General features: G+C 72.1%; 15 protein-coding genes. 6 read left to right on the forward strand and 9 right to left on the reverse strand.

The genetic code is table 11. The annotated features are described in order from the left end of the window. Positions 1–5 precede the first annotated feature (5 nt). The 5 genes from ACGFRF_RS18545 to ACGFRF_RS18565 are packed head-to-tail and all read left to right on the forward strand — an operon-like array spanning position 6 to position 5360. Positions 6–1376, forward strand: coding sequence for an ABC transporter substrate-binding protein (locus tag ACGFRF_RS18545; protein WP_393741107.1), 1371 nt, complete (start codon positions 6–8; stop codon positions 1374–1376). Continuing rightward, positions 1373–2311, forward strand: coding sequence for a carbohydrate ABC transporter permease (locus tag ACGFRF_RS18550; RefSeq protein WP_393741109.1), 939 nt, complete (start codon positions 1373–1375; stop codon positions 2309–2311). The genes ACGFRF_RS18545 and ACGFRF_RS18550 overlap by 4 nt, the downstream gene beginning before the upstream one ends. Then, positions 2308–3132, forward strand: coding sequence for a carbohydrate ABC transporter permease (locus ACGFRF_RS18555; RefSeq protein ID WP_393741111.1), 825 nt, complete (start codon positions 2308–2310; stop codon positions 3130–3132). The genes ACGFRF_RS18550 and ACGFRF_RS18555 overlap by 4 nt, the downstream gene beginning before the upstream one ends. Further along, positions 3129–4118, forward strand: a complete 990-nt coding sequence (locus ACGFRF_RS18560) for a zinc-dependent alcohol dehydrogenase family protein (RefSeq protein ID WP_393741113.1) — start codon at positions 3129–3131, stop codon at positions 4116–4118. The genes ACGFRF_RS18555 and ACGFRF_RS18560 overlap by 4 nt, the downstream gene beginning before the upstream one ends. Before the next feature lie 60 nt (positions 4119–4178). Next, a complete protein-coding gene (locus tag ACGFRF_RS18565) occupies positions 4179–5360 on the forward strand; it encodes a TerD family protein (RefSeq protein WP_393741115.1) in 1182 nt (393 codons plus the stop codon). 282 nt (positions 5361–5642) lie between these two features. On the opposite strand, the gene ACGFRF_RS18570 is transcribed toward ACGFRF_RS18565, so the two are convergent. The 3 genes from ACGFRF_RS18570 to ACGFRF_RS18580 form a co-directional block, all read right to left on the reverse strand. Continuing rightward, positions 5643–6221, reverse strand: a complete 579-nt coding sequence (locus tag ACGFRF_RS18570; protein ID WP_393741117.1) for a TetR/AcrR family transcriptional regulator — start codon at positions 6219–6221, stop codon at positions 5643–5645. 187 nt (positions 6222–6408) lie between these two features. Next, positions 6409–7860, reverse strand: a complete 1452-nt coding sequence (locus ACGFRF_RS18575; protein ID WP_393741119.1) for an alkaline phosphatase PhoX — start codon at positions 7858–7860, stop codon at positions 6409–6411. Between the two features lie 304 nt (positions 7861–8164). Beyond that, positions 8165–9592 (reverse strand): hypothetical protein, encoded by a 1428-nt coding sequence (locus ACGFRF_RS18580; RefSeq protein WP_393741121.1) that lies wholly within the window; start codon positions 9590–9592, stop codon positions 8165–8167. A 265-nt stretch (positions 9593–9857) separates the two neighbouring features. On the opposite strand from ACGFRF_RS18580, the gene ACGFRF_RS18585 reads away from it, so the two are divergent. After that, positions 9858–11684, forward strand: a complete 1827-nt coding sequence (locus tag ACGFRF_RS18585) for an endonuclease/exonuclease/phosphatase family protein (protein ID WP_393741123.1) — start codon at positions 9858–9860, stop codon at positions 11682–11684. Between the two features lie 18 nt (positions 11685–11702). On the opposite strand, the gene ACGFRF_RS18590 is transcribed toward ACGFRF_RS18585, so the two are convergent. The 6 genes from ACGFRF_RS18590 to ACGFRF_RS18615 form a co-directional block, all read right to left on the reverse strand. Beyond that, on the reverse strand, positions 11703–12440 hold the full coding sequence (locus ACGFRF_RS18590; RefSeq protein ID WP_393741125.1) for an SRPBCC domain-containing protein: 738 nt from the start codon (positions 12438–12440) through the stop codon (positions 11703–11705). Between the two features lie 13 nt (positions 12441–12453). After that, positions 12454–13056 carry an ArsR/SmtB family transcription factor gene (locus ACGFRF_RS18595; protein WP_393741127.1) on the reverse strand — a complete coding sequence of 201 codons (603 nt, stop codon included), beginning with the start codon at positions 13054–13056 and terminating at the stop codon, positions 12454–12456. Positions 13057–13149: 93 nt separating this feature from the next. Then, positions 13150–13641 (reverse strand): DUF3618 domain-containing protein, encoded by a 492-nt coding sequence (locus ACGFRF_RS18600; protein ID WP_393741129.1) that lies wholly within the window; start codon positions 13639–13641, stop codon positions 13150–13152. Next, the gene (locus tag ACGFRF_RS18605) at positions 13638–14057 is read right to left on the reverse strand and encodes a phage holin family protein (RefSeq protein WP_393741131.1); all 420 of its coding nucleotides are present in this window, start codon (positions 14055–14057) and stop codon (positions 13638–13640) included. Before ACGFRF_RS18605 ends, ACGFRF_RS18600 begins: the two co-directional genes overlap by 4 nt. A gap of 53 nt (positions 14058–14110) precedes the next feature. Next, a complete protein-coding gene (locus ACGFRF_RS18610; RefSeq protein WP_393741133.1) occupies positions 14111–14806 on the reverse strand; it encodes a hypothetical protein in 696 nt (231 codons plus the stop codon). Then, complete coding sequence (locus ACGFRF_RS18615; protein WP_393741135.1) at positions 14803–14955, reverse strand: hypothetical protein; 153 nt, start codon at positions 14953–14955, stop codon at positions 14803–14805. The genes ACGFRF_RS18610 and ACGFRF_RS18615 overlap by 4 nt, the downstream gene beginning before the upstream one ends. Positions 14956–14987: the final 32 nt, after the last annotated feature.

The following is a 14987-nucleotide window of genomic DNA, read 5'->3' on the forward strand; positions in this document are numbered from 1 at the left end:
GATCCATGCGCACCCCGAGCCGACGGAGGCCGCGAGCCACGCTCGCCATGGCCGCCGCAGGGACGCTGCTCGCCCCGCTGCTCTCCGGCTGCTGGGCCGGTGCGGGCGGGACCGGTTCCGGCGGCGACTCCATCAACGTGCTGATGGTCAACAACCCCCAGATGACCGAGCTGCAGAAGCTGACCGCCGCGCACTTCACGAAGGACACCGGCATCAAGGTCAACTTCACGGTCCTGCCCGAGAACGACGTCCGCGACAAGATCAGCCAGGACTTCGCCAACCAGGCCGGCCAGTACGACGTGGCCACCCTGTCCAACTACGAGATACCGATCTACGCCCGCAACGGCTGGCTGCACGAGTTGGACACGTACGTCGCGAAGGACCCGTCCTACGACGAGCAGGACGTGCTCAAGCCCATGCGCCAGTCCCTCACCGGCGACGACGGCAAGCTCTACGGGCAACCTTTCTACGGCGAGTCGTCCTTCCTGATGTACCGCAAGGACGTGTTCGCGGCGGAGGGCCTGACGATGCCCGCCCGTCCCACCTGGCGGCAGGTCGCCGACCTCGCCGCGCGGGCGGACGGCGCCCGGCCCGGCATGAAGGGCATCTGCCTGCGCGGGCTGCCCGGCTGGGGCGAGCTGATGGCACCGCTGACGACGGTCGTGAACACCTTCGGCGGCACCTGGTTCGACAAGGACTGGAAGGCCCGCCTCGACTCCCCGGCCTTCGAAAAGGCGACGAAGTTCTATGTCGACCTCGTCCGCGAGCACGGCGAGTCCGGCGCCGCCCAGTCCGGCTTCGCCGAGTGCCTGAACAACATGACCCAGGGCAAGGTCGCCATGTGGTACGACGCCACCTCCGCGGCCGGACTGCTGGAGGCGGCGAAGTCCCCGGTCAAGGGCAAGCTCGGCTACGCCCCCGCGCCCGTGGAGGAGACGGAGTCCTCCGGCTGGCTCTACACCTGGGCCTGGGGCGTCCAGAAGGCCTCCCGCAACCCCGACAAGGCCTGGAAGTTCGTCTCCTGGGCGTCGGGCAAGGGGTACGAGCAGCTGGTCGGCGACACCAGCGGCTGGTCGAACGTCCCGGCCGGCAAGCGCGCCTCGACGTACACGAACGCCGCCTACCGCAAGGAGGCCGCCGCCTTCCAGGAGATGACCAAGGAGGCCATCGAGGGCGCCCGGCCGAACGACCCCGGCGTGCAGCCGCGCCCCGCCCCCGGCATCCAGTTCGTCGGCATCCCCGAGTTCACCGACCTCGGCACCAAGGTCTCCCAGGAGATCAGCGCGGCCATCGCCGGGCGCCAGTCCGTCGACGCGGCCCTGAAGAAGTCGCAAGCGCTCGCCGAGAAGATCTCCAAGGAGTACGAGGGACGATGACAGCGACGACAACGGCCCCGCTCACGGCCACGCCCGCACGGACGGTGCGCCGGCCCCCGGCCCGGCTGCGCGCCTGGGCCACCCGCGCCCCGCTGCTGCCGGCCCTCATCTTCATGATCGTGGTGACCCAGCTGCCGTTCGTGGCCACGCTGGTGATCTCCTTCTTCGACTGGAACGCCCTCTACCCCAAGGCCCGCCACTTCACCGGCCTCGACAACTACCGCCAGGTGCTCACCGACGCGGACCTGCGCCACTCGGTGTGGACGACCGTGCTGCTCACGGTGGCGGTGGTGCTGGCCAGCCTGGTGCTGGGCCTCCTCCTGGCCCTGCTGCTGGACCGGCGGTTCCGCGGCCGGGGCATCGTCCGCACCCTGCTCATCGCGCCCTTCCTGGTGGTGCCGGTGGCCGCGGCCCTGCTCTGGAAGCATGTGCTCTACAACCCCGAATACGGCCTGTTCAATGGGCTGTTGCACTATGTGGGCGGCCCCCAGCCGGACTGGATCTCCCGCACCCCGCTGCTGGCGGTCGAGGCGTCCCTCGTCTGGCAATGGACGCCGTTCATGATGCTGATCCTGCTGGCCGGGCTGCAAAGCCGGGACCAGCAGCAGATCGAGGCCGCCCGGGTCGACGGCGCGAGCGACTGGCAGACATTCCGCCATCTGACCCTGCCCCACCTGCGCCGCTACCTGGAGCTGGGCGCCCTGCTCGGGTCGATCTACATCGTCCAGAACTTCGACGCGGTCTTCACGATCACCTCCGGCGGCCTGGGCACCGCCAACCTCCCCTACACCGTCTACCAGAGCTTCTACCAGGCGCACGAGAACGGGCTCGCCTCCGCCGCGGGCGTCCTGGTGGTCATCGGCTCCATCGTCATCGCGACCTTCGCCCTGCGCGTGGTGTCGTCCCTGTTCCGCGAGGAGGTGTCCGGCGCATGAGTGTCCTGCGACGAGGCGGGCTGGGCCTGGTGGCCTGGCTGACCGGGATCGTGTTCTTCCTGCCGATCGCGTGGATGGCGCTGACGTCGTTCCACTCGGAGTCCGACGCGGCGACCAACCCGCCCTCCTTCGCGGCGTCGCTGACCCTCGACGGCTACCGCGAGTTCTTCGGCAGCGGCGGTGGAGCGAGCCCCTGGCCCGCGCTGGTCAACTCCACGGTGGCGTCGGTGGCCTCGACGCTCTGCGTCCTCCTGCTGGCCCTCCCGGCGGCCTACGCGCTGTCGATCCGGCCGGTGAAGAAGTGGACGGACGTGCTGTTCTTCTTCCTGTCCACGAAGATGCTGCCGGCCGTGGCGGGCCTGCTGCCGATCTACCTCTTCGCCAAGAACGCCGGGATGCTGGACAACATCTGGCTCCTGGTCGTCCTCTACACCTCCATGAACCTGCCGATCGCGGTGTGGATGATGCAGTCCTTCCTCGCCGAGGTACCGGTCGCGGTCATCGAGGCGGCGAGGGTGGACGGCGCCCGCCTCCCCGTCATCCTCGCGCGCGTGGTGGCCCCGATCGCCCTGCCGGGCATCGCCGCGACCGCCCTGATCTGCTTCATCTTCAGCTGGAACGAGCTGCTGTTCGCCCGGGTCCTGACGGGCGTGGTCGCCGAGACCGCCCCCGTCTTCCTGACCGGCTTCATCACCAGCCAGGGCCTGTTCCTGGCCAAGGTGTGCGCCGCGTCGCTCGTCATCTCCCTGCCGGTGCTCGCCGCGGGGTTCGCCGCCCAGGACAAACTGGTCCAGGGCCTGTCGCTGGGAGCCGTCAAATGAAGGCCGCCGTCATCGAGTCCGTGGGCCGCGCCGTCGTCACCGAGGTACCGGACCCGACGCCAGGGCCCCGCGAGGTCGTCGTCGAGGTCGCCGCGTGCGGCCTGTGCGGCACCGATCTGCACATCCTCCAGGGCGAGTTCGCGCCCAAGCTGCCGATCGTCCCCGGGCACGAGTTCGCCGGCGAGGTCGTCGGCGTCGGCACCCAGGTCACCGAGGTCGCGGTCGGCGACCGGGTGGCCGTGGACCCGTCGCTGTACTGCTACGAGTGCCGGTACTGCCGTGACGGCCACAACAACCTGTGCGAGCGGTGGGCGGCGATCGGCGTCACGACGGCGGGAGGCGCGGCGCGGTACGCGCTCGCCCCGGTCGCCAACTGCGTGAAGCTGCCCGAGCACGTGCGCACCGAGGACGCGGCCCTGGTGGAGCCGCTGTCCTGCGCGGTGCGCGGCTACGACGTCCTGCGCTCCCGCCTCGGCGCCCACGTGCTGATCTACGGCTCCGGGACCATGGGCCTGATGATGCTGGAGCTGGCCAAGCGGACCGGCGCGGCGAGCGTCGACGTGGTCGACGTGAACCCGGCCCGTCTGGAGACGGCACGCCGGCTCGGCGTCTCGGGCGCGGCGGGCGGCGCGGACGAGCTCGACCGCCCGCAGGGCTGGGACGTCGTCGTCGACGCCACCGGCAACGCGGCGGCGATCCAGGACGGCCTGGACCGGGTGGCGAAGGCGGGCACGTTCCTGCAGTTCGGGGTGGCCGACTACGCGACCCGCGTGACGATCGACCCGTACCGCATCTACAACCAGGAGATCACCATCACGGGCTCCATGGCGGTGCTGCACAGCTTCGAGCGGGCGGCCGAGCTGTTCGCGGGCGGGGTGCTGGACCCGGAGGTGTTCATCAGCGACCGGATCCCGCTGGAGCGGTACCCGCAGGCGCTGGAGCAGTTCGCGGCGGGTGTGGGGCGGAAGATCGTCGTCGTGCCGTAACCCGTTCGGCAGGTAAGGGAACGGTAAAGCGGTGTCGTTCGTTCACCCGGCATGACAGCTATGACCCCTGGCTCGAACATCCCTCTCCCCGCCACGCGCGTGACGGTGGACGTCGCCGCTCCGGTGCGGCTCGACGTGTCGGGCCTGCTGCTCACGGGCGACGGCAAAGTGCGCTCCGACGACGACTTCATCTTCTACAACCAGCCGACGGGCTCGGGCGTGACCTACCGCTCCGGCGGCGGCACGGCGCCCGACGCGATCACGGTCGACACCGCGGCCGTGCCGTCGGACATCGACAAGATCGTGGTCACGGCCAGCCCGGACGCGGCCGGCCAGACCTTCCAGGGCATCGAGCCGACGGCCACGATCCGCGACGCGGACGGCGGCGCGGTGCTGGCCACGTTCACACCGCCGCAGCTCGGCGCCGAGACCGCGCTGGTCGTCGTGGAGATCTACCGCCGGGGCGGCCAGTGGAAGGCCCGCGCCGTCGGCCAGGGGTACGCCAACGGGCTGGCCGGTATCGCGACGGACTTCGGTGTGACGGTGGAGGAGCCGGCCGCCGCCCCCGCGGCCGCGCCGCCGCAGCCGACCGCCCCGCCGGTGTCCACCCCGTCGGCTCCGCCGATGCCCCCGGCGCCGCCCGCTCCTCCCGTGCCGGGTGCCGGGAAGATCAACCTGGACAAGGGCCGGGTCAGTCTGCAGAAGAACCAGACCGTGTCCCTGGTCAAGGGCGGCCGTCCGCTGCTCTCGCGGGTGCAGATGGGTCTCGGCTGGGAGCCCGCCTTCCGCGGCAAGGACATCGACCTGGACGCCTCGGTCATCGCCTACGGGCCGCAGCGCAACCACATCGACAGCTGCTACTTCGGCAAGCTGACGATCCTGAACGGCGCGGTCAAGCACTCCGGCGACAACCTCACCGGGGAGGGCGGTGGCGATGACGAGGTCATCGTGGTCGACCTCGGCCGCCTCCCCCAGGAGGTCACGGGCCTGGTCTTCACGGTGAACTCCTTCTCCGGCCAGAAGTTCACGGAGGTCGCCAAGGCGTACTGCCGCCTCGTCGACCCGGCGACCGGCGAGGAACTCGTCCGCTTCGACCTCACGGGCGCCGAGCCGCAGACCGGCGTGATGATGGCCAAGCTCATCCGCCAGTTCTCCGGCGAGTGGGACATGACGGCCCTGGGCGACTTCGTCAAGGCCCGCACGGTCCGCAACATGGTGGACCCGGGCGCGAGGGCTCTGTAACGACCATCCGCCCCAGCGCCGCCACGGGCACCCCCACCGGTCGCGGCGGCACGCCCGTTCACCCGCGCCGCCACGGCAATCGTGCGGCTCGGGGCGGCCCGCCCGTTCACCCGTGCCGCTACGGGCAGCCCTACCGCTCGGGCGGCACGGCGGCTCGCTCTCTCCCCCGCGCCGCTGCGGGCAGTCGTGCCGCTGGGGCGGCACGGGTGGGCGCAGCGGCACCCCGCCGGCGCGGGCGAGCGGAACCCACCCCGGCCCGGCCCAGCGCCGGGTGGCCTCGGGTCAGGGTCGCAGACCCTCCGTCAGCAACGTCAGGTACCGGCGGATCTCCCCGCCCTGCCCGTCCGCCAACTCCGACGCCGTGACCACCCCGTGCGCCAGCCGCAGCACCTCGACCGGCTCCAGATCGGCCCGCAGCGCCCCCTCCGCCTGCGCCGCCCCCACCAGCCGTCTCGCCGCCCCGTTCACCGCCGTACCGCACGCCGCACCACACGCCGTCAGCGCCGCCGCCCCGCCGTCCGTGACCGCCGCCCCCAGCAGGGCCTTCATGCCCCGCAGCTGGATCGTGGCGGCGCACAGCTCGTTCAGCCACTCCATCAGCGCCTCGCCCGGCGGCAACTCCGCGGCCAGTTCGTCGGCCCGCCTCCCGAGCGCCTCGATCCGGTCCAGGTACGCGGCCTCCAGCAGCGCGTGCCGCGTCGGGAAGTGCCGGTACAGCGTGCCGGAGCCGACGCCCGCCCGCTTGGCGATCTGGTCGAGCGACGCGTTCTCCCCATGCTCGGCGAAGGCCTCCGCCGCCACCTTCAGCAGCCGCTCGTAGTTACGCCGAGCGTCCGCACGCATGGCCCTGACCTGCGTCATCCGGCAACTCCTCGCGAGCGGTGGTGGTCTGCGCATTTTATCGAGCGCTGCAGACGACGACTGACCGCCGCGATGAACCCGGATCCGGCGCGTCGGCGGGTGGCGAGAAAGCGGTCGTACGGCACGCAAACGGGCCGACGCGCGTCTCCGCCCGTCGGCCCGTCAAGTGGGACGGTGTGGCCCTCGCCTACCGCTTCTGCCGCTTCCACGGCCCCGTGATGGCCAGCATGATGCCGGGCGTCTGGATGTTGGCGTACAGGGTGCGGCCGTCGGGTGAGAAGGTGACACCGGTGAACTCGCTGTACTCGGGCTCCTCTTCGGTGCCGATGTTCAGCTCGTTGCGGGCGATGGGGTAGGTGCGGCCGCTGTCGGTGGCGCCGAACAGGTGCTGGACGCCCTCGCCGTCCTCGGCGATGACCAGGCCGCCGTACGGGGAGACGGTGATGTTGTCCGGGCCGTCGAAGTCGCCGTCCTTGGCCGGGTCGGGGTTCACGCCGAGCAGCACCTTGAGGGTCAGGGTGCGGCGCTTGGGGTCGTAGAACCAGACCTGGCCGTCGTGCTGGACGGGGCTCTCCTCGCGGGCGAAGGAGGAGACGATGTAGGCGCCGCCGTCGGCCCACCACATGCCCTCCAGCTTGCGGGCGCGGGTGATCTGGCCGGTGGTGAACTGCTTGCGCACGGAGACGGTCTTGGCGTCGCGGTCCGGGACGTCCACCCAGTCGACGCCGTAGACGGTGCCGATCCTCGTGGCGCGGGAGAGGTCGTCGACGAACTTGCCGCCGGAGTCGAAGCACTTGAAGGCCTGGAGGACGCCCGCGTCGTCGGCGAGGGTGCGCAGCTTGCCGCGGCCGTGCCGGAAGCCCTCCGGCGGGGTCCAGCGGTAGAGCAGGCCGTTGGGGCCGGAGGCGTCCTCGGTGAGGAAGAGGTGGCCGCGCTTGGGGTCGACGACGACGGCCTCGTGGGCGTAGCGGCCGAGCGCCTTGACGGGCTTGGGGTCGCGGTTGGCGCGGCGGTCCTCGGGGTCCACCTCGAAGACGTAGCCGTGGTCCTTGGTGAAGCCGTTCTTGCCGGCCTTGTCCTCGGTCTCCTCGCAGGTCAGCCAGGTGCCCCAGGGGGTGCGGCCGCCCGCGCAGTTGGTGGCGGTACCGGCGATGCCCACCCACTCGGCGACCTCGCCACCACGGCGGACCTCGACGACGGTGCAGCCGCCGGCCGCCGCGGGGTCGTAGACGAGGCCCTCGGTGAGCGGCACCGGGTGCGGCCACTGGGCGCGGGCGCCGGCCAGCTCGTGGTTGTTGACGAGGAGGGTGGTGCCGCGCGGGCCGTCGAAGGTGGCGGTGCCGTCGTGGTTGGACGGGGTGAACTCGCCGGACTCCAGCTTGGTCCTGCCGCTGTAGGTGATGACCCGGTACGCGAAGCCCGCGGGCAGGGCGAGGATGCCGTCCGGGTCGGGGATGAGCGGGCCGTAGCCGACGCCGTGGTGGCCGTGCGCCGACGCACCGTCCATGTGCTCGCTGTCGGCCTCGGTGGACGCGAGGGCGTTCGGCGCGGTGGCGAGTGCGCCGACGCTGCCCGCCAGGGCGACCCCGGCACCGGTGATCGCGGATGTTCTGGTGAAGTCCCTGCGGGTGAGCGACATGGTGTCTCCTGAGACAGGTGGGCCGGCCGTGGAGGGTGGCGGACCTCGGTTCGGCGCACACGTTCCCGCCCACTTTTGAACAGGAGTTGAACGCCGGGCTACGTCGGAGGCCCCTGTTCCATGAATCCGCACGCCAGGGGCGGGCCCAGGAGGGGCAGGGAGGAGCCGAAGGCCGCGCCCTGCCCGGAGCCGCCGAGCCGACCGCGCTGCTCCCGTCCCCGGCACCCGTCCCCAGCCGCTCAGCGGTCAGCGGTCAGGGCGGCCCGGCGGTGCCGGAGCAGGCGCCGCACACCCCCTGCGGCTCTCACCCGCCCTGCTGCGACCGCGCCTTGAACGCGGCCTTCCGGGCCTCCTTCGCCACCTTCTTGTCCGGGTGCAGCCGCCCCATCGCCTCCAGCACATCGGCCGTCGCGGGATGCTCCACCCGCCAGGCCGCCGCGAAGAACCCGCTGTGCTGCTCGGCCAGCCCCTCCACCAGCGCCTGCAGCTCCTCCGAGTTGCCCTCGGCGGCCAGCTGCGCGGCAACCGTGTCGATGGTCAGCCAGAACACCAGCTCCTGCGAGGGCGCCGGCACCCCGGCGGCTCCCCGTTCGCTCAGCCACACCCGGGCGAGTCCGCCCAGCTCGGGGTCGTCGAGCACCTCCCGCAGCGCGGGCTCTGCCTCCGCGCCCACCAGGGACAGCGCCTGCTGGCAGCGCAGCCTGCGCAGCGGGGCCCCCGCATCCGCGCCCCGTGCCGCCGCGAGCAACTCCCGTGCCGCGGCGAGCGGTTCGCGGCGGGCAAGCCACTGCTCGGTCTCGGCGCGCGCGGCGGACTGCCCGAACCCGGCCGTGCCGTCGAGCAGCGCGTCCGCGCCCTTGTCGACCAGTTCACCGACGGCCGGTGCCGCGAAGCCGGCCTCCAGCAGTCGCGCCCGCAGCCCGTAGGCGCCGAGCGGGGTGAGCCGGACCATGCCGTAGCGGGAGACGTCGCTCTCGTCGACCGGCGCGGCGGGCTCCTCCTCGGTGTCCGCCATGAGCGCCTCGTCCACCGGCTGGTACTCCACCAAGCCGATCGGCTCCAGCGTCCGGAACTGGTCGTCGAGCCGCATCATGGCGTCGGAGACCTGCTCCAGGACGTCGTTCGTGGGCTCGCCCATGTCGTCGGGCACGATCATCGACGCGGCGAGGGCGGGCAGCGGGACGGGGCCCGCGCCGGGGCCGTCCTCACTCACGGTGAGCAGGTAGAGGTTGCCGAGGACGCCGTCGAGGAACTCCGCCTCGGCCTCCGGGTCCCAGTCGAGTGACGAGAAATCGACCTCGCCGCCCTCGTCCAGCGCGTCGACCAGTCCGTCCAGGTCGGGCACGCCCGCATCCGCGATGACGGTCTCCACGGCGGCGAGCCACACGGTGAGCACATCGTGCGGGGAGCCGCCGGTGAGCAGCGCCAGGTCCGCGCCGGCCGCCACGGTCCCGCCCTGCTCGTCCACGATCTCGACCAGTCCGGCGTCCACGGCGACCCGCCAGGCCTCGCTGGCATGGGCCGCGGCGTCGTCACCGCTCAGCCCGAGCAGTTCGGCGGCGGCCGGCAGCTGCTCCTCGACGAGTCCGCCACCGGCGTCCACGCGGGTCTCGGGTCCGGCCCAGCGGGCGAGGCGGGCGGCACGGGAGAGCAACGGCGTGGACAGCGCGGCGCGCGCCAGCTCCGCTTCGGGGTGCAGCCGTACGGGCGGCAGGGGGGAGCTGTCTGACATCGGCTGGTTCTCCTCGGACCGTGAACGGGCTCAGCCGCTCAGCCTAGACGGATTTCCACCCATGCCGCCCGGTTCATCTCCCGGTCCGCGGTCGTACATGGCCGAAACCTTGACAACTCCCGCCGTCAGGCAGGAGATTGACGCGCGTAGACGTTGGGGGGACAACTGTTCACTCGGCTCTACGCGTGTCACTGAGGGCCACGAGCCCCACACGCTCCCGTTCCACCCTCGTCCCGGCGCTCACGCACGTCCCCGGAGGGAACCCTTGCCGAGCAGGTCTTCCGCGCGCCTCGCCGCGCTCACCGTCGCCGCCGTCTGCAGCGCGGCGTCCGCCGTCGTCCTGACGTCCCCCGCGCACGCCGACTCGGTGCGCGTCCACGACGTCCAGGGCACGACCCGAATATCGCCGTTCGCCGGCCAGAAGGTGACGGACGTCCCCGGCGTCGTCACGGCGACGCGCACCTACGGCTCCTCCAGGGGCTTCTGGCTCCAGGACCCGGCCCCGGACGACAACCCGGCCACCAGTGAGGGTGTGTTCGTCTTCACCAGCTCCACGCCGAAGGTCGCGGTCGGTGACTCGGTCACGGTCACCGGCACGGTCTCCGAGTACGTGCCGGGCGGCGCCTCCTCGGGCAACCAGTCGCTGACGGAGATCACCAAGCCGGTGATCACCACCGTCTCCACCGGCAACGCGGTCCCGGCCCCGGTCGCCGTCGGCGAGGACTCCGTACCGGACGCCTACGCCCCCACCGGTGACCCGGCCGCGAGCGGCTCCGTCAACGGCCTCACCCTGGACCCGTCGACGTACGCGCTGGACTACTACGAGTCCCTGGAGGGCATGAACGTCCAGGTCGCGGACGCCCGCGTGGTCACCGCGACCGACCCGTACAGCGAGCTGTGGGTCACGGTGAAGCCGCACGAGCACCAGAGCCGCCGCGGCGGCACGGTCTACGGCTCCTACGACTCCCAGAACACGGGCCGGCTGCAGATCCAGTCGCTGGGCTCGACCGCCGACTTCCCGAAGGCGAACGTCGGCGACACGCTCACCGGCCCCACCACCGGCCCGCTGGACTTCAACCAGTACGGCGGCTACACCCTCGTCGCGCGCGAGCTCGGCGCGCTGGACAGCGGCGGCCTGGAGCGCGAGACGACGCGGAAGCAGTCGGACCGCGAGCTCGCGGTGGCGACCTACAACGTCGAGAACCTCGACCCGTCGGACACCACCTTCGGCCGGCACGCCGCCGCGATCGTGAACAACCTCCAGTCGCCGGACATCGTGTCCCTGGAAGAGATCCAGGACAACAACGGCGCCAAGGACGACGGCACGGTCGACGCGAGCGAGACCGTGAGCAAGCTGATCGACGCGATCGTCGCAGCGGGCGGCCCGGCCTACGACTGGCGCGCGATCGACCCGGTCGACGACCAGGACGGCGGTGAGCCGGGCGGCAACATCCGCCAGGTGTTCCTGTTCAACCCCGAGCGGGTGTCCTTCGTGGACCGCGCGGGCGGCGACTCGACCACCGCCGTCGGCGTCACCAAGGTGCACGGCAAGGCGCAGCTGACGGTCTCGCCGGGCCGGATCGATCCGGCGAACGCGGCCTGGAGCAACAGCCGCAAGCCGCTGGCCGGCGAGTTCGTCTTCGGTGGCCGGACGGTCTTCGTGATCGCCAACCACCTCAACTCCAAGGGCGGCGACCAGGGGCTGACCGCGCAGTACCAGCCGCCGGTACGCAGCTCGGAGATCCAGCGCCACGCACAGGCGACCGCGGTGCACGCGTTCGTCAAGGACCTCCTGGACGTCCAGAAGAACGCGGACGTCATCGCGCTCGGCGACATCAACGACTTCGAGTTCTCCGGCACCGCGAAGATCCTCGAGGGGGACGGCGAGCTGTGGTCGGCGATCAAGTCGCTGCCCGGGAGCGAGCGTTACACCTACGACTACCAGGGCAACCAGCAGGTCCTGGACCAGATCCTGATCAGCCCGGCGATCCGGCGCGGCTGCGACTTCGAGTACGACAGCGTGCACATCAACTCGGAGTTCCACGACCAGATCAGCGACCACGACCCGCAGGTGCTGAGGTTCCGCCCGTAGTCCGGACGCCCGGCGGGCTCAGGACTGGCCGAACACGCCGTTCAGCCAGTCCTGCCAGGCTGTCTCGTTCGCCCGGGCGTCGGCGTCCGGCGCGAAGTCGTGCACGCTGATGCCGAGCGGGGCGCCCCAGTGGCCGCGTCCGAAGAAGCGGATGAGTGCGGTGTCGGTGCGCAGCCCGATGAAGTAGGGGTTGCGGTAGTCGAGTACGGCGTCCAGGGTCCGCCCGCCGGGTCCCTGGGCGCCGACCTTCGTGCCCGCTGCCGTGTCGTCCGCCAGGCCGAGCGCACGGCCGACGGCGGCGAGCGCCCGCGGGCTCCGCGAGGTCTCGGGCCCGTTCAGCTGGGCGAAGGTGACCGGGCGGGGCGCGAAGTGCGTGAGGTACTCGCGCAGGGTGTGCAGATAGAAGTTGGTGTGCTTGCTCGCGCCGTCGTACTGGTTGTTCCAGTCGTCCGTGAAGATGCCGCTGTGGACGTAGCGCACCCAGGCGCGGCGGCCCTCGTCGCGGGGCTCGATGGTGTAGTCCAGCTGGTTGAGCGACTGGGTCGGGAAACCGACGTCCTCGCTGCGGTTGGTGTAGCGGTGGGGCGGGTCCCAGGTGACGACGGTGGACCCGAACGGTCCCTTGCCGCCCTCCCGGGGCTCGGGCGGATCCATCGGCCACAGATAGCCGCCCGTGCCGGTGGTGACGGCCTCCCACACCTCCTCGGGCGGGACGTCGACCTCGAACTCGCGGACGATCTCGAATTCCTCGGGCATGGCGGGCTCCTGCTCAGCTCTCGATGGTGGGCCGGTCCTCGACCTTGGGATGCAGCGCGACGACGATCCGGTGGTCGCGGCCGCCCTCGGCGCCGGGGGCGTCGTACTTGCGCACCAGGGCGCTCACGCCCGCCGTCAGCTCCTGCACGAAGGCCGCACGGTCGGCGGCGGAGGCGAAGCGGACCTCGCCGTCCAGGGCGTAGGTCGCCAGCCGCTTGCGGGCCTTCGTGGCGCCGGTGATGAGCGCGCCGACGTCCCGCACGAGGCGGGCGCCGAGCGCGAGCAGCCAGCGCGCGGAGAGCTGGTCGCGGAAGCGGTCCGGGTCCGGCTGCACGGCGGGGAGGGCGGCCGGCGAGATGACGTACGACGCGGCGGTCGCGCGCATCAACCGCTCGGTGACATTGCCCTTGCGGCGCTCCCCGGCCAGCTCGACCAGTCCGTGCCGCTCCAGCGCCTTGAGGTGGTAGTTCACCTTCTGCCGGGGCAGTCCTACCCGGCCGGCCAGCATCGCCGCCGACGCCGGTTCGGCGGCCAGCTCGGCGAGCAGCCGGGCCCGTATCGGGTCGAGCGATACGGCCGCTGCCTCGGGGTCCTCGATCACGCTCACGTCCAGCATGCGACCACCCTCCCACCGAAAACTTTTCTTGTCCAGGAGGACAGAATTTTCGGTGGGAGGGTGGTGCGATGCCCCTGTGCCGCGCGCCCGCCGTCAGTGGTGGCGCTGCCTGCGCCAGGCGATGCCGGCCGTCACCGCGGCCGCGCCCAGGACGCCCACGGCCAGGACCGGCCCCGGGTGCCGCTGCGCCGCGCGCATCGCACGGCGCAGCGGCTGCGGGACACCGCCCTCCATGGACTGGCCCGCGCGTCCGGCCCGGCGCTGGACGGCGTGACCGGCATGGGCCGCCCGGTCCTGCACCACGTGCCCGGCATGGGCCGCCCGGTCCTGCACCACGTGCCCGGCACGGCCCGCCCGGTCCTGCACGGTGTGCCCCGCGTGGGTGGCGCTCGTGCGCAGCTGGACGGTCATGGCGCCGGCCTTGTCCCTCAGGTCGGCGGCCCGGGCACGGGCCCGGCCCTTCACATCGGCCCGGTCCACCAACTGCGCGACGGTCTCGCCGAGTTGGTTCCTGGTGTGTTCGATCTGCTGCCGCAGCTCGTCGGGGCCCTTGGCGCCCGAACCGTGCGGGGTCTTGTGCCTCATCGGTGTGCCCTTTCCCTGATCGCGTCGACGTCCGCCCTGACGCTGCCGAGGGTCTCCTCGGGTGTGGCCGGGGCGGCACGGCGCAGCTGGGCGCGTCCGGTCGCAGCCAGGATGCCGGCCACCGCGAAGAAGACCGCGGCCACGATCAGTGCCGCCGCCCACACGGGCAGCGCCAGGGAGAGGGCGGCGGTGGCGGCGCCGGCCAGGGTGATCAGACCGACGTATCCGACGGCGCCCGCGGCACCGAGCAGTCCGCCGCCGCGTCCGGCACGACGTCCCTTCTCGGTCAGTTCCTCCTTGGCGAGGGCGACCTCCTGGCGCAGGAGCGTGGAGAGTTGTTCGGTGGCCCGGCCGACGAGTTCGCCTGTGGAGGGGTGCCCGTCGGCCGCGGGCCGTGCGTGGGGGGTCACGGTCACGGTGTTCCGCCTCCTCTCTGTACGGAACATCCGGGTACCCGTCCCGCAGACCCTTAGCCGTGCTCCACTCCCCCGCCTCCGCGCTCGCCCAGGCGAGCCAGTTGGGCCTGGAACCAGTCCAGGCGCGCCTGCAACAGGGCCGCCTCCGCGACGAGTTCCGGCACGCCCAGCTCGCTGCCGCCCGTCAACTCGGTGGATGCGCCCGCCGTACCGCCGCCTCCGGCGACCACCCGCAGCCCGTCCCCGGCCAGCCGGGCGAACCCCGCGAGGGAGACGGAGGTACGCCCGCGCGCACAGCCCGCGCAGACGGGCACGAGAGCCCGCCAGCCGGGTCTGCCCCAGCCCGCGTCGGCCAGCCCGACCGCACCGGCACCGCAGCCGCAGGCACCCACGGTCGCCGTACGCACCCGCTGCCGGGCGTAGCGGAAGCCGCGCTCGAAGCGGATGTAGGCGCCGAGCACCGAGACCTCGAGCAGCACGGCGGCCCGGTGCTCGGCGGTGCACAGCAGGGCCTCGGCCGCCGTGCGGTCGTGGACGCAGTGGAAGCCGCAGTCGCACAGCCGCGCGGGCGGGCGGTGTCGTCGGCCGTACACGCAGGAGGCGTCGTCGAGCACCCCGTACGGCAGTGCGCCGCCCAGGGACACCCCGGTGAACCCGGCACGGGTGCCGTCCTGGGACAGCACCGGGTGGGCGATCTTGTATCCGGTCGGCGGCTCCGCCGGGTGTTCCGCCGGGAGCCGCAGTCTCATCGGGCGACCGGGGCCTCTTCGCGGTCCGGCTCGGCCGGTTCGGTGCGGGCGGTGCCCTCGGGGAGCCGCTCGGGCAGCCGTGCTTCCTCTTCGTGGACGAGTGGCCGCTCCTCGGCGACCCCGGTGGCCAGTGCCTTGCCCAGCTTCATGGCGCCTCCCATGACCTGACGTCGGTTGACCC

The organism is Streptomyces sp. NPDC048521, from assembly GCF_043199855.1.
GTDB lineage: Bacteria > Actinomycetota > Actinomycetes > Streptomycetales > Streptomycetaceae > Streptomyces.

Coding starts and splice junctions, on each gene's coding strand:
- ACGFRF_RS18545 (WP_393741107.1), top strand. CDS start 6: ATGCGCACCCCGAGCCGACGGAGGCCGCGAGCCACGCTCGCCATGGCC.
- ACGFRF_RS18550 (WP_393741109.1), top strand. CDS start 1,373: ATGACAGCGACGACAACGGCCCCGCTCACGGCCACGCCCGCACGGACG.
- ACGFRF_RS18555 (WP_393741111.1), top strand. CDS start 2,308: ATGAGTGTCCTGCGACGAGGCGGGCTGGGCCTGGTGGCCTGGCTGACC.
- ACGFRF_RS18560 (WP_393741113.1), top strand. CDS start 3,129: ATGAAGGCCGCCGTCATCGAGTCCGTGGGCCGCGCCGTCGTCACCGAG.
- ACGFRF_RS18565 (WP_393741115.1), top strand. CDS start 4,179: ATGACCCCTGGCTCGAACATCCCTCTCCCCGCCACGCGCGTGACGGTG.
- ACGFRF_RS18570 (WP_393741117.1), bottom strand. CDS start 6,221: ATGACGCAGGTCAGGGCCATGCGTGCGGACGCTCGGCGTAACTACGAG.
- ACGFRF_RS18575 (WP_393741119.1), bottom strand. CDS start 7,860: ATGTCGCTCACCCGCAGGGACTTCACCAGAACATCCGCGATCACCGGT.
- ACGFRF_RS18580 (WP_393741121.1), bottom strand. CDS start 9,592: ATGTCAGACAGCTCCCCCCTGCCGCCCGTACGGCTGCACCCCGAAGCG.
- ACGFRF_RS18590 (WP_393741125.1), bottom strand. CDS start 12,440: ATGCCCGAGGAATTCGAGATCGTCCGCGAGTTCGAGGTCGACGTCCCG.
- ACGFRF_RS18595 (WP_393741127.1), bottom strand. CDS start 13,056: ATGCTGGACGTGAGCGTGATCGAGGACCCCGAGGCAGCGGCCGTATCG.
- ACGFRF_RS18600 (WP_393741129.1), bottom strand. CDS start 13,641: ATGAGGCACAAGACCCCGCACGGTTCGGGCGCCAAGGGCCCCGACGAG.
- ACGFRF_RS18610 (WP_393741133.1), bottom strand. CDS start 14,806: ATGAGACTGCGGCTCCCGGCGGAACACCCGGCGGAGCCGCCGACCGGA.
- ACGFRF_RS18615 (WP_393741135.1), bottom strand. CDS start 14,955: ATGAAGCTGGGCAAGGCACTGGCCACCGGGGTCGCCGAGGAGCGGCCA.